The sequence below is a fragment of the Fructobacillus evanidus genome (assembly GCF_963580165.1).
GTDB lineage: Bacteria > Bacillota > Bacilli > Lactobacillales > Lactobacillaceae > Fructobacillus > Fructobacillus evanidus.
This window is the reverse complement of sequence record NZ_CAUZLM010000004.1, coordinates 151266-164210: the sequence shown is the minus strand read 5'-3', so window position 1 is coordinate 164210 and position 12945 is coordinate 151266. Positions and strand designations below refer to the sequence as shown.

12 protein-coding genes and 1 tRNA gene are annotated in these 12945 nt (G+C 45.2%); 7 read left to right on the top strand and 6 right to left on the bottom strand.

What is annotated here, in order from left to right; all coding sequences use genetic code 11:
* Positions 1–32: 32 nt before the first annotated feature.
* On the bottom strand, positions 33–944 hold the full coding sequence (locus tag AABI08_RS04370; RefSeq protein ID WP_338343674.1) for a hypothetical protein: 912 nt from the start codon (positions 942–944) through the stop codon (positions 33–35).
* A gap of 338 nt (positions 945–1282) precedes the next feature.
* Between AABI08_RS04370 and AABI08_RS04365 the strand changes: the two genes are divergently transcribed.
* A complete protein-coding gene (locus tag AABI08_RS04365) occupies positions 1283–3400 on the top strand; it encodes a KUP/HAK/KT family potassium transporter (RefSeq protein ID WP_338343673.1) in 2118 nt (705 codons plus the stop codon).
* 38 nt (positions 3401–3438) lie between these two features.
* On the opposite strand, the gene AABI08_RS04360 is transcribed toward AABI08_RS04365, so the two are convergent.
* The 5 genes from AABI08_RS04360 to AABI08_RS04340 form a co-directional block, all read right to left on the bottom strand.
* The gene (locus AABI08_RS04360) at positions 3439–3858 is read right to left on the bottom strand and encodes an arsenate reductase ArsC (RefSeq protein ID WP_338343672.1); all 420 of its coding nucleotides are present in this window, start codon (positions 3856–3858) and stop codon (positions 3439–3441) included.
* A gap of 87 nt (positions 3859–3945) precedes the next feature.
* Positions 3946–4866 (bottom strand): homocysteine S-methyltransferase, encoded by a 921-nt coding sequence (gene mmuM / locus AABI08_RS04355; protein WP_338343671.1) that lies wholly within the window; start codon positions 4864–4866, stop codon positions 3946–3948.
* Complete coding sequence (locus AABI08_RS04350; RefSeq protein WP_338343670.1) at positions 4820–6211, bottom strand: amino acid permease; 1392 nt, start codon at positions 6209–6211, stop codon at positions 4820–4822. The genes mmuM and AABI08_RS04350 overlap by 47 nt, the downstream gene beginning before the upstream one ends.
* Before the next feature lie 70 nt (positions 6212–6281).
* A complete protein-coding gene (locus AABI08_RS04345) occupies positions 6282–7922 on the bottom strand; it encodes a peptide ABC transporter substrate-binding protein (protein WP_338343669.1) in 1641 nt (546 codons plus the stop codon).
* A gap of 14 nt (positions 7923–7936) precedes the next feature.
* Complete coding sequence (locus AABI08_RS04340) at positions 7937–9079, bottom strand: 5-methyltetrahydropteroyltriglutamate--homocysteine S-methyltransferase (RefSeq protein WP_338343668.1); 1143 nt, start codon at positions 9077–9079, stop codon at positions 7937–7939.
* A gap of 506 nt (positions 9080–9585) precedes the next feature.
* Between AABI08_RS04340 and AABI08_RS04335 the strand changes: the two genes are divergently transcribed.
* The 6 genes from AABI08_RS04335 (at position 9586) to AABI08_RS04310 (ending at position 12784) form a co-directional block, all read left to right on the top strand.
* Positions 9586–10143: an NADPH-dependent FMN reductase gene (locus tag AABI08_RS04335; protein ID WP_338343667.1), complete on the top strand. Its 558-nt coding sequence runs from the start codon at positions 9586–9588 to the stop codon at positions 10141–10143.
* Positions 10136–10468, top strand: a complete 333-nt coding sequence (locus AABI08_RS04330; protein WP_338344351.1) for a CHY zinc finger protein — start codon at positions 10136–10138, stop codon at positions 10466–10468. Before AABI08_RS04335 ends, AABI08_RS04330 begins: the two co-directional genes overlap by 8 nt.
* 109 nt (positions 10469–10577) lie before the next feature.
* On the top strand, positions 10578–11285 hold the full coding sequence (locus AABI08_RS04325; RefSeq protein ID WP_338343665.1) for an AzlC family ABC transporter permease: 708 nt from the start codon (positions 10578–10580) through the stop codon (positions 11283–11285).
* Positions 11272–11601 carry an AzlD domain-containing protein gene (locus AABI08_RS04320; protein WP_338343664.1) on the top strand — a complete coding sequence of 110 codons (330 nt, stop codon included), beginning with the start codon at positions 11272–11274 and terminating at the stop codon, positions 11599–11601. The genes AABI08_RS04325 and AABI08_RS04320 overlap by 14 nt, the downstream gene beginning before the upstream one ends.
* An 82-nt stretch (positions 11602–11683) precedes the next feature.
* Positions 11684–12610 (top strand): L-lactate dehydrogenase, encoded by a 927-nt coding sequence (locus AABI08_RS04315; protein WP_338343663.1) that lies wholly within the window; start codon positions 11684–11686, stop codon positions 12608–12610.
* Positions 12611–12711: 101 nt separating this feature from the next.
* Positions 12712–12784: transfer RNA gene (locus AABI08_RS04310), tRNA-Asn, on the top strand.
* Positions 12785–12945 lie beyond the last annotated feature (161 nt).

Genomic DNA, 12945 nt, shown 5'->3' with positions numbered 1-12945 from the left:
TTGTTCACCTAAACTACTCTGGTTGGATTGATTTAGTTATTATTGGTGTCGTCATCGCTGGATGAGCTCGACTGGCTACTGTCCGAGTTCGATGTACTATTGTTGTCGCTATTGGAATTGTTATCGTCAGTGCTCTGGCCAGTATTGGAATCGTTACTGTCATCAGAATTGCCGTTATTGCTGTCGTTGTTATCATTTGAGTTGCTTACGTTGTTGTCGGAGTTGTTTGAATCGGTGGCGCTTGAATTATTGTTGTCTGAATCACTCGAATTGCTATTATCGGAAGAAGAATTATTATTGGTATTTGTGTTGCCAGTATCGTGACCATCTTGCATAGGTTTACTATCAATTAAACTTTTGGCATCTGGATTGGAAGTTAATTCGAAATTAAAGGTGTTTTGATTGTCAAATGACTGATTCCAACTATCAAAAACGACGGTGCCATGATCGATATGGTAGGGAATTTTGTATTGGACATTGCTAGGAAGTTCAAGGTTTAGAGTCTGTGAGGTCACAGAGTAATGCTCAGTTGTTTCACCAATATACGTACCCAATCCAGTAGTACGGACGGCATTACCATCTGTAAAATAAAGCATCTGAACATAGTCATGAACCAAATCTTGAGGTGCACCTGGCTGGTCCATTGCTTGATCAATTCCAAGGCCATTATAAGTTTTTGGCGTGATGGCAAAACCATGGTTGATAATTGCCTGTTTCACTAATTCAATCTTTTTTGAGGAATCTGAATCTGAGCCTGATGACGAATCAGTTGAGGAGCTACCGTTACTACTAGTCGTTTGTCCGTCTTTGACCTTTACTACCTTAGCTTGGTCAGTGCTGTTTTTATGCTGTGCATGACCAGAATGGCCATCAGCATAGGCCAAACTTCCGCCAACAACCACAGCGGCTGCTGTCACACCCGCAATAATTTTAATATGTTTCATCTTGTTTTCTCTCCTATAAGTACCGCGTTTTCTCTAAGAAGTTCTAACACTTCACTTTTAAAGTAGCATTTGTTGAAATAAAAGTAAAATATTGGTAAAAAAGAACTAACGAAAAGCAATATTTTTCCTTGTATATTCTCTCTAAGCGAGTTAAACTCTCCTTTGATTGGTGGAAAAAAAGTTGCGCAACAAAAGAGCTCTTGATGTTGGAAAACTGATTTAAAAACCAAGAAAAATAGATTGAAAAATACTTTTATCTAAATTAGATTAGTTCTTTGAGGCGCTCAAAAGTCTTGCAGAAAGTGACCATCAACGACTGATTTTATAGGAGAGAAGAAATGACTGATTCAGCAAAGAAGCGGTTAAAGTATGGTGGCTTCCTGATCGCCTTAGGCATTGTCTATGGTGATATTGGAACGTCTCCTCTATATACTATGAATGCCATTATTGCCGGTAATGCACATACCGACAATATGAAGAACCTGGTAATTGGATCAATTTCCCTTGTTTTTTGGACTTTGATGCTAATTACGACGATTAAGTATGTCTTAATCGCCTTGCAGGCGGATAACCACGGTGAAGGTGGTATCTTCTCCCTGTATAGTAAGGTTCGCAATCGTAACATGAAGTGGCTCATCATCCCAGCTATGGTCGGTGGGGCAGCCCTACTGGCCGATGGGGCTTTGACGCCTGCTGTGACCGTCACGTCTGCCGTGGAAGGGTTAGAGGGGCAGAAGTTTGGCTCTCTGGTGTTCCCGACAGGGATTGATTTCGTTGTGCCAGTGGTGTTGACGATTTTGTTGATTGTCTTTACTCTGCAGCGAAAGGGAACAACCAAGATTGGCCGGATGTTTGGTCCGATGATGCTGATTTGGTTTTCTTTCATCGGCTTCTTTGGTCTCTTGCAAGTCATTCAGTATCCTGAAATTTTAAAGGCCCTTTCGCCTGTTTACGCCGTGCAGACCCTGTTTAGCCCGGATAACCGCTTAGGTATTTTTATTTTAGGAAATATCTTCTTGGCCACAACCGGTGCCGAAGCATTGTATTCGGATATGGGGCACGTTGGTAAGCGCAACATTTATTTAAGTTGGCCATTCGTTTATACCACATTGGTTCTGAACTATATGGGTCAAGGTGCGTGGGTAATCATGCATAATGCCAGTGGTTCAAACTTGAACCTCTTCTTTGATATCTTGCCTAATCAGTGGCGACTGGTCGGCGTTATCTTGAGTACCATTGCAGCCGTCATTGCTTCACAGGCTTTGATTACGGGGGCCTTTACGCTGGTATCAGAGGCCATCTCGTTGAAGATTATGCCTCGGTTGCGGATTACTTATCCAAACGACTTCCGTGGTCAGATGTATATTTCGATTGTCAACTGGATGCTCTTTGTCGCCGGTGTGGTCGTTGTTTTGCTTTTCCAGACATCGCATAATATGGAATCAGCTTACGGCTTGGCCATCACGGTCACAATGCTGATGACGACGACGCTATTGTTCGAGTTTATTCGCTTTAAGACGCGTACAAGTTTGGCGATTCTGTTTGCTGTTCCATTCGGCTTGCTGGAAACCCTTTTCTTGATTGCTAGTCTTGGTAAGTTCATTCACGGTGGCTACTTCACGGTGATCTTGATGTTGCTGATTTTGTCAGTGATGGTTTTCTGGTTCTATGGAAACAAGCGCCGCGAAGCATTGTCTTATAACAACGATTATCTGTCCTTGAAGGACTACCGTCGTCAGTTGATGCAGTTATCCAATGACGCGGAAGAGCCACTGATGGCCAAGAACCTGGTTTATATCGTCAACGTTCATGATGATTATCAAATTAAGAAATCAGTTATCTACTCGCTATTGGGCGCTCGGCCAAAGCGGGCCAAGGTTTACTGGTTCGTCACGATTCGTGAATCCATTAACCCATACGAAAAGAGCTATTCGGTTGATTTGATGGGTAGCCAAAATATGGTTCGAGTTGTTTTGAATCTTGGTTTCAAAGTTGATCCACAGGTTGAATACTACATTCACCAAATTGCCAAGGTTTTGGTTAAGCAGGGTGTATTGGAACCACAAAAGATTCGCTACGGACTGGATAAGAACCGGAGTATTGGTGACTTTAAGTATGTGATTACCAATAACTACTACACCGACCTAAAGGCTGTTTCCAAGATTTCATCATGGGACCGCTTCTTAATCGGTGGTCGAATTTGGTTGCAATCCCATTCTGTTCATCTGCGTTACTTCTACCGTTTGCGCTTGAGTGACACGGTTGAAGAGGTTGTTCCGCTCTTTATTGAGCACAAAACCGTTTCAAAGCTTCGGCAACTGGAAGTTAAAAATCAGATGCCAAAGATGGACCGCTGGAACCCTCAACTCGATGATCAGGTGAGTCCAATTGATCGGAAACGTCGTCGTGATGAGGATGGATATCCTCAACGCCGCGATGATCACCATCACGAATAAATTAATTTTAGTTAGTAAAAACGCCTAAGGAGTTGTCCTTAGGCGTTTTTTTGTATATCAGTGATAAAGGTTTTCATTAACTGTTTAATGTCGGCAGCGGTTGTTTTGAAAAAAGTAGTAATTTCTTCATCGGAACCAGTTACCCCAGCAGGGTCAGCCAAGGGAAAATGAACTCTTTGAACGGAATCCGGTGTTATTGGACAATGATCTCGGGCATCACCGCAAAGTGTTACGACGTAGTCAGTTAAGTTTAAAAAATCATCATCAATGGCATCTGATGTTAGACGACTGGTATCAAAGCCTTCCTGATTTAACACCTCGATGGTCTTGGGGTGGACGCCATGTGGATTTGTCCCGGCGCTCTTGATTGACCAATCGGCCGGTGCATAGTGGCGAGCGTAAGCCTCCGCAAACTGGCTACGGGATGAGTTACCAGTGCATAAAAAATAAAGTTGCATTGTTTTTCTCCAAAATTATAGTATTTAGATTATACAAGATTGGGGTCAAAAAAGCCCGCTCAGTCGAACGGGCTTTCTCAAAGGCAATTATTTTTCAAAGAGGACGGTGCGAACTTTCTTCAACTCTGCGGGAATCATCTCGCAGCAACCACTAATCCAAGAAGCGCCGTGGTGGCGCCAGCTTGGTGCTTTCTCCGAAAAGATTTTTTCGTTTGGCTCGCCCCACGTCTTCGTGACGGGGTCATAGTCGGCGCCAGCGTTGGGAGCGACTGCGATGGCTTTCTCAGTCTTGGCAGTTGCCGACACATAATCTAGCGCATCTTCCGTGAATTCAGGCTTAAAGCAGTTGAAGCCGTAAGCGATGACGTTTTCCTGTGCTTCCAACACGGCCTGTACTTCGCGCAAATCAGTTCCATCGCTAATGTGCTGGTTGTCCTTTAAGGAGCAGGTAAAGAGAACGTCAACATCCGGGTACTGATTTAACAGTTGGCAAAGAACTTTGATTTCGGCAAAGCTGGGAACGGTTTGGATGGCAATCAGGTCGCTTCCAGCCTCAACTAACCATTTCAGCCGGTCTTCATGAAAGGCCTTTAAACCGTCATCCGTAATGTCACCGTAGTCACCAGTATACTCGGCACCGTTGGCGAGGTAGGCACCATAGGGACCGATATTGCCGGCCACCCATTTATCTTGTTGACCGGTACTGTCAAAGCTAGCTTTTTCGGCCAAGGCAACGGATTGCTTGATTAACTTTTCAGCCTCGTCTTTTCCTAGTCCTTGCTTGGCAAAACCAGCAGTTGATGCTTGGTAGGAATCAGTCGTGGTGATGTTCGATCCGGCATTAAAAAAGTCGAGGTGGACTTGGTAAACTTTGTCGGGGTCGGTAATCAGTGCTTTCGCCGTCCAAAGGGGATTGTTCGTATCGAAGCCCTGGTTACTGAGCCCCAGTCCCATGGAACTATCAAATAAAATCGTCTTCTGTTGTTTGGCCCAATCGTGAAAATTCATGGTGATTTTGTCCTTTATTTTTAGTTTGAAAAATTTGGTAGTAACCGTACAAAAAGAGTGAAAAGGGAACGCCGATAATCAAGGCAATCCGTTGGTTGGGGTCAAAGCCAATGCCAATAATGGAGGCGAGGCAAACGACAATCACGATAATCGGTGTTAACGGATACAGGGGCGCCTTATATTTCAGGTCCTTGAGATCATGCTCTTTTTGATACTGCTGACGGAAGTTTAATTGCGCCCAGGCAATCACAATCCAGACCGCGACAACGGCAAAGGCTGAAAGAGCGTTGAGGGCTAAATAGAGCGTTTGCGCAGCGTAAACACTGGAAAGAAGTGACAAGGCACCGCCGGCCATCGTCAGGATTAAGCCGTAAACCGGGAGGCCGTGGCGACTTAATTTACCGAATTTTGGTGAAATTTCACCCTTATCGGCTAGTGACCAAATCATCCGTGAGGCGGCAAAGACACCGGCGTTGGAAGCTGAGAACAGCGTGATAATTAAAATCGCGTTCATGATATCAGCAGCGCCAGGAATGCCGGCTTGGCCCAAAATAGCCACAAAGGGACTTGTTGCCAGGGCGTTATCAGAAGGCGCCAAGAGGGCACCCATGATTAAGATGGCACCAATAAAGAGCGTGATCAGCAACACGAGGGTTCTGCGGCTGGCCTTTGGAATGGCCTTTTCAGGATTCTTGGTTTCACCGGCGGCCACACCAATCATTTCAGCCCCAGAATAGGCGAAATTAGCGGTCAAAACGGTGGCCAAAATCGGACCGATGCCGTGTGGGAACCAACCGTTTTTGGTTAGTTCGCCAAAATTAGCAGCGGTTTGAATATGGTGGCCAGGAATTAACCTTGTGACCATTAAAAAGCCAATGATGATAAAGAAGAGGAGGGCAAAGGTTTTAACCCAAGAGGTGATAGATTCACTCTTGGAGAACCAAGAAAGGTTACCAATGTTTAAGATAAACATGATGAGGCCGAAGAAAAGGCACCAGACCCATATTGGTTCTTGCGGGAACCAACGTTGCATTAAGACGCCCATCGTTAACAGGTTAGATCCTAATGCAATTGTCCAGGTGAGCCAGTAAAGCCAGGCGACAACGAAGCCGACCCCAGGATTGATATACTGGTTGGCGTAATCGTGGAAGGCACCGGTAGTTGGCTGGTGGACGGACAATTCACTGAGACATTGCATCACCAGACAAACGAGGACGGCTCCAATCAGATAGGCGATTACCGTTCCGATGGCGCCGGCACTTTTAATGAAATAACCGGGACTCATAAAAATCCCGGTCCCAATCACCCCACCTAGTGACAGTGCAATCAGCTGGTTGGTGTTCATTGATTGGTTTTGTTCTGCTCTTTTAATAATGTTGCTCCTAGAATGAATTGGTTAAAGAATGTGCCAAGGGTTAGTCGCGGTAAGCATGAGTCAAGTCTAATTGCAGACCGGTTGGGTTTAAGACCACACCCTTCACATTTGGTCGGTTCAAGATAATGCGCTTCCATGAATACAATGGGTTCAAGTTTGCTTGGTCCTTCAAAGCGGCTTCAGCCTTCTTGAAATCAGCGTCCCGGGCTGCCGGCTTATTGGCATCCTGATTTTCCGCTTGATTCACAGCGGCCGTAAAGGCATCATTCTTGAATTGGCCACTATTAGTACCGGTTGTTGGCGTCTTGAACATGTTGTAGTAGCTGACACCATCTTGGTAATCACCAGTCCAGTTGGTTAAGGTGATATCGAAGTTACCATTCTGGGCATCTTGCATCCGCTGCTTGATTGGGACAATCTTTTCCGTGACAGAAATGTCGGAACCGAAGGTTGATTCCCAAGCCTGCTTAAGGTAATCAACAGTACTCTTGGAAACGACTGCATCGGCATCGGTCTCAATCGTGACATTCATCTTGCCCTTGTTTACTTCTTGAAGACCTTCCTTAAAGAGCTTCTTGGCTTGCGTTGGATCATATTTGTAACCAGGGTTAACATAGCTTGCCAAGTCCTGGCCGTTTGTGGCCTTCACCAAGTTCTTTGGCACCAGGCCTGTTGCGGCGTAACGAGTACCACCACTGGCCTGGTCAGCCAGTGCTTGGCGATTGGTTGCCAGGTTTAGTGCCTGACGAATTTTCTCGTTTGCTAAGAATGGATTCTTGGCTTGGTTGTATTCGAGGTAGGAAGAAACGGCCAGCGGGGTCGTGGTTGCCGCCTTATTATTCTTATTGGCTTCGTAAATTTCCGGTGTCCCGTAAATCTTGGCACGATCAATCTTACCTTGTTGATAAAGTTTGACGGCACTTTCTGGATTCTTGATGACTTGCCAGTTCACCTGCTTGGTTTTGACGTCTTTAGCGTCCCAGTAATCGGGGTTCTTGACCATCTTGAAGGACTCATTGGTGCCATTCCAACCCTCTAGCTTATAGGGGCCGGAGTAAATCTGATTTTTCGCGGTGGTACCGTAATGAGAACCTTGGTCCTTGACGTAGGATTCCTTCTGTGGCATCAACTGAGCGAAACTCAGTAGGTACTTGAATTGCTGCATTGGCTTTTCAAGCTTAAAGGTCAACGTGTTACCCTTTGCCGTGACCCCCAATGAAGATACCGGCTTTTTACCAGCCATGATATCATCGGCATTTTGCACACCGGAAGTTAGATAGGAATATTGGGAACCGGTCTTTGGATCGGCTAACCGTTGCCAGGAGTAGACGAAGTCCTTGGCCGTCAGGGCGGAGCCATCTGACCATTTCAAGTCAGACCGTAACTGGACGGTGTAGGTGAGACCGTCGCTCGAAACGCTGTAGGATTTTGCTAAATCAGGAACTGGTTCGCCCTTGGCATTCAGCCGCAGCAAGTTTGATTCGGTGTTACCCAAGATGGTAGTGGAGTACTGGTCTGAACTCTTTGAGATATCAAGCGTTTGGATATCGCTATCTAAAGAATAATTCAAAACCGAGTCTTCCTTGGAGGCGTTCGTCTTGAAATGATTAAAGGTTGCCAGCCCTCCACCGATAACCACTACTAGGGCGGCCGCTGCCGTCCATTTCTGCCATTGTTTCATGAATTAGTGTCCGCCTATCCCCAAATTTTTTCGGCCGTGTCGACAACTAATTTAATCTTGGCCCATTGTTCATCTTCTGTTAGGTGATTGCCTTCTTCAGTCGAAGCGAAACCACACTGTGTACTCAAAGCCAAGTTTTCCAAAGGAACGTATTGGCTAGCTTCCTTAACTCGGTCAATCAACACTTGAGGGTCTTCAAGTTCAGGCTTCTTTGAAGTTACCAAGCCCAAAACAACTTCCTTGCCGGCTGGAACCTTTGCCAATGGTGCAAAGTCACCAGAGCGGTCATCATCAAATTCCAAGTAGAAGGATTCAACGTTTTCCTTGGCAAAGAGGGTGTCGGCAACAGCGTCATAGCCACCAGTTGCGGCCCAAGTTGAAGCGTAGTTGCCGCGGCAAACGTGTGTGCTGACACGGAGGTCTTCAGGCAAGTTTTCCAATGACAGGTTATTGATCTTCAAATATTCTGCTTGGAGTTCATCGATTCCCTTTTGGTCGACATTTTGTTCTGCCCAGAAATCAGTATCGGAGAGCATACCCCAAGTACAGTCATCTAACTTGATGTCGCGACAACCAGCTTCATAGAGCGCAAGGTAAAGGTCATGGTAGGCAGTGGTCAAATCATGAACGAGGTCCTCATGATTTGGGTAAAACTCCTTCAAAGCAGCAATGTTTTCCTCACCGCGAACCAACTCAGCATAGGCCTGAGCTGGAGAGGGGATGCTTTGACGGGGGATAACATCCAAATCTTTCGTGATTTCCTTCAAGTACAAGAAGGCCTTCAAATCAGGATGGTCCTTTGTAAAGCGAATCTTGCCGTCGACTTGGGCTGATTCGGCTCGTGTCTCGACATCATGGAAAAGGTAGCCATGGGCGATATTCGTCTTTTTGATGCCCTCAAAGCCCCAGAAAGTATCCAAGTGCCACCAGTGACGACGGAATTCACCATCTGAAACGTAGTGGAGGCCAGCCTTAATTTCCTTGTCGACCAAATCCTTGATTTCTTCATCTTGAATTTTGGTTAGGTCTGCTTGGCTGATTTTGCCATCGGCTAAGTCTTGTTGGGCCTGCTTCAGGCGGGCTGGTCGGAGGAATGAGCCGACGATATCGAAATGTACGGGGGTCTTGGTCAATGTTGCTACTGCTGTTTCTGTCATGTCTTTTCTCCTTTTTCTAGACACTAAAAAGCGCCCCCAGGTTTAGATTTTTAAATCTGAACCTAGAGGCGCATGTGAACGCTGTACCACTCTACTTCGCCGGTCTAATGACCAGCCTTAGTCGATACACCAATGGGGGCTATATCGCAACATGATAACGGTTGTTAGCCGTAGCCAGCTTATCGCAGAGGACTCGCCGCACTATGAACCGCTCCTGGACCATTTTCATCCGTAGCCAATCCACCGTGTCTCATCAAATCACGGTTTTCTGTAGAATCGCTTGCGGATTACTCATCCAATCACTGCAGTTGTTATCTTGGTTATGAGTATAGCATTAAAAAAATATGAGTCAACAGTGAATTTAAAATTTATTTTTTGTGCGGATTCAAAAGTTTATAATAAGCACCAAGACAAAAAGCCGCGAGAGCTCTTTTGTAATCGACTTTGTTGATCTCGTAAATGGACCTGTTTATTTTTCAAAAGGCCCTCAAATTACTGGAGAAAAAATGAAAAAAATTGCTGTGATTGTCGGAAGTAATCGAACAAAGAGTGTTAGTCGGCGCTTAGCCTATTGGTTAGCTCCTTTGTTAAGTAACCAAGAGATGGAGGCCGAGGTGGTCGACCTAGCCACCGTTGCTTTGCCATTTTTGGATGAGCCCGAACTACCATCTGAAGGTCATTATCAAAATCAGTCAACGATTGATTGGTCGAAACAAATTAAAAGTTATGATGGGGTGGTATTTGTGGCCCCTCAATACAATTGGGGCTATCCAGCTGTTTTGAAGAACGCCATTGATACCCTTTACGCCGAGTGGCGAGGGTTGCCAGTTGCGACCGTTTTCTTTGGTGGTCATGGTGGTTTTCAGGGTGATTTGGCCTTCTCACTGGTTTTGCAGGGGGTGAAGGTCAACCGTTTACCTGTCAATCTCCGCTTGAATTTGGCAGTTGGTCAAGTGACGGAGGAAATGACGGCAGCAGAACTGATGGAACTCTTGTCACCATACCAAGACCAGGTGGCATTATTGCAGTCAGCCTTTGATAATGAATGGCAAAAACATGACTAAGCGGTTCTTTGGAGCTAAACAAGTGGCGATGGTTGGCATTGACATTGGTACCACCGGGACCTGTGTTCATTATCACTCGGATGTTGATATTGCCGGTCTGCGTTGTGCCCAATGCGAAGAATATTTTGCTTGCTACCAATGCCACGATACATTACGAGACCACCACTTTGTGCCGATGGCAAAAGATGCGACCAATCCGGCGGTTCTCTGTGGGCGCTGCGGTCAAGAATTAACTTATCAAGAATATAAGACGGGTGCCTGCCTGAACTGTTTAGCACCCTTTAACCCACGTTGCGAAATCCACGAAGAGCGGTATTTCTGCTAAGTGGGTTTTTATTTTGTCTAAATGCATTGGTCTGGATTGTGTTTGAAATCTCCCTTATAATAATTTTCTAGAGAAAAAGATTAAAAAATAATGAAAAAGGGGGAGTGGGATGGATGATACTTTAACAGCTCAGGCCGGCTGGCGAGATGCCCTGCCGACCGTCTTTGGTTACATTGGCATTAGTATGGCCTTTGGCATCGTGGCGAAAGCGGCGGGGCTGAGTACCTGGTTGATCGTGCTGATTTCAGCAATTGATTACGGTGGTTCGGCCCAGTTTGTTTTGGTCACGATGGTTGGGTCCCAGAGTTCGATAGCGGCGATTGACTTTGCCGTTTTTCTGGTCAACGCGCGGATGATTTTGATGAGTATGACGCTAGCACCCTATTTCAACCGCTATTCGCTCTGGCGTAATATTTGGCTGGGGACCTTTGTCACGGACGAAAGTTTTGCTCTGGGGATGAGTAAGGTCAATGTTAGCCAAAATCGGCTTAGCTTTCCCTGGTTTAACACGGTTAACTTGGTCTCGTATGCGAGTTGGTTATTAGGCACCTTTTTGGGTGCCGTCTTGGGTGGTCTGGTGAGCGATCCTGGAAAATTTGGCTTAGATTTTGCCATTACGGCCATGTTTATTGGACTATTAATGGCGCAAATCAGTTCGGATAAGACCATCAAATTGGTTTTGCAAGTAACCGTGGTCATCTTTGTGTTGGTACTGATTTACCTATTTTTGATTTTTGTACCAAAGAACTTTGTTGTCTTACTGGTGACGATTTGTGGCAGTTTATTTGGGATGGTGATGAAACGTGTCTTTGACTAACTATATTTTATTCACAATTATTACTTGTGGTCTCGTGACCTGGGTATCGCGGATATTTCCCTTTGTCATGCTGAAAAAGTTTGATTTACCAGAAGGGGTCCTTGAATTTTTAAGTTTTGTCCCCATCACTATTATGGCTGGGATTTGGTTTGAAAGCTTATTTGTGCAGCATCTGGGACACCTTCCAAGTGTCAATTGGTCAAATCTGTGGGCCTCTTTACCAACGGTGGCGACGGCTGTGGTCAGTAAAAACCTCCTGCTGACGGTTGTTGTTGGTGTTATTTCGTTTGCAGTCATCGACCTAATCGGACTTTAAATTAAAATTTTCTCATAAAACCCTTGACGGTCGTGTTTTGAATGATTATCATTGGCACAACAACAGAAAAGGGGAAATGTCGATGCGAAAAATTGGAATTATTGGAATGGGTCATGTGGGTTCAACGGTGGCTCATGGCCTAGTTGCTGAAGGCGTGGCGGATGAATACGTCTTTATTGATAAAAATGAAAAGAAAGTCCAAGCGGACGCCTTGGATTTTGAAGATGCAAAAACGAACTTGAACAATAGTTTTTCTGTGACTGTCAATGACTACCAAGCGTTGGGGGATGCAGACGTCATTATTTCAGCCATTGGTAAGATTGAATTGCAATACGATAACGTCGAACATGATCGCTTTATTGAATTGCCACACAACGTTGAGCAGGTGAAGGAAGTTTCAGCCAAGTTGAAGGCGACTGATTTTTCAGGGGTCTTGGTCGTGATTACGAATCCTTGTGACGCGATTGCCGCTGTTTACCAGGCAGAAACTGGCTATCCGAAGGAAAAGGTGCTCGGAACAGGAACACTTTTGGACACAGCGCGGATGCACCGGGCAGTTGGTTCGGCCTTCAATGTTGATCCTCGTTCAGTTGCGGGCTACAATCTTGGTGAACACGGAAATTCACAGTTTACGGCTTGGTCGACGGTGTCTTTGAAGGGTCAACCAATTACTAAATTGGCGGCAGAACAAGGGATTGATTTGGCTGCTATCGAAGAAGACTCTGTGGTCGGAGGCTACACTGTTTTCGATGGTAAGGGTTATACTTCATATGGGATTGCGACGGCTGCCATTCGTTTGGCCAAGACAGTCATCCAGGATGCAAAGACGGAAATGCCAGTTTCTCACAAGCGTCCTGAATTCGCCTCTTATCTTTCTTATCCTGCTATTGTTGGTCGTGAGGGGGTTGTTTCCTACTCACAATTGGATTTGACGGAAGAAGAATTGGCTAAGTTGCAGAAGTCAGCAGACTCGATTCAAACTCAATTTGAAAAGGTTGTTGCGCATTAGAATGACGTTTGCACCGATAATGGTTCTAAAGATTAAATATTTTTAATAAAAGGCTTGACTAATTATTAGACGTTATGTATTATAAACGTATGGTAATTAATTGCTCCGTAGTTCAGTTGGTAGAACGCCGCACTGTTAATGCGAGGGTCGCTGGTTCGAGTCCAGCTGGGGCAGTCCTAGCCAAATCAGTGTTGGTTGTCACTTGGCAACCAACACTTTTTTTATTTTATAACTTAGAATAAAAAGATGAGCAAGCTTAGTTGTTCAGAATGACTATCACCAATTGATGAATATTAAATTAAAAATATCTCATAAAATCCTTGACTAATTATGAA

Bases quoted from the DNA above. Each gene is read 5' to 3' on its own strand.
- AABI08_RS04370 (WP_338343674.1), bottom strand. From the start codon at position 944: ATGAAACATATTAAAATTATTGCGGGTGTGACAGCAGCCGCTGTGGTT.
- AABI08_RS04365 (WP_338343673.1), top strand. From the start codon at position 1,283: ATGACTGATTCAGCAAAGAAGCGGTTAAAGTATGGTGGCTTCCTGATC.
- AABI08_RS04360 (WP_338343672.1), bottom strand. From the start codon at position 3,858: ATGCAACTTTATTTTTTATGCACTGGTAACTCATCCCGTAGCCAGTTT.
- mmuM (WP_338343671.1), bottom strand. From the start codon at position 4,866: ATGAATTTTCACGATTGGGCCAAACAACAGAAGACGATTTTATTTGAT.
- AABI08_RS04350 (WP_338343670.1), bottom strand. From the start codon at position 6,211: ATGAACACCAACCAGCTGATTGCACTGTCACTAGGTGGGGTGATTGGG.
- AABI08_RS04345 (WP_338343669.1), bottom strand. From the start codon at position 7,922: ATGAAACAATGGCAGAAATGGACGGCAGCGGCCGCCCTAGTAGTGGTT.
- AABI08_RS04340 (WP_338343668.1), bottom strand. From the start codon at position 9,079: ATGACAGAAACAGCAGTAGCAACATTGACCAAGACCCCCGTACATTTC.
- AABI08_RS04335 (WP_338343667.1), top strand. From the start codon at position 9,586: ATGAAAAAAATTGCTGTGATTGTCGGAAGTAATCGAACAAAGAGTGTT.
- AABI08_RS04330 (WP_338344351.1), top strand. From the start codon at position 10,136: ATGACTAAGCGGTTCTTTGGAGCTAAACAAGTGGCGATGGTTGGCATT.
- AABI08_RS04325 (WP_338343665.1), top strand. From the start codon at position 10,578: ATGGATGATACTTTAACAGCTCAGGCCGGCTGGCGAGATGCCCTGCCG.
- AABI08_RS04315 (WP_338343663.1), top strand. From the start codon at position 11,684: ATGCGAAAAATTGGAATTATTGGAATGGGTCATGTGGGTTCAACGGTG.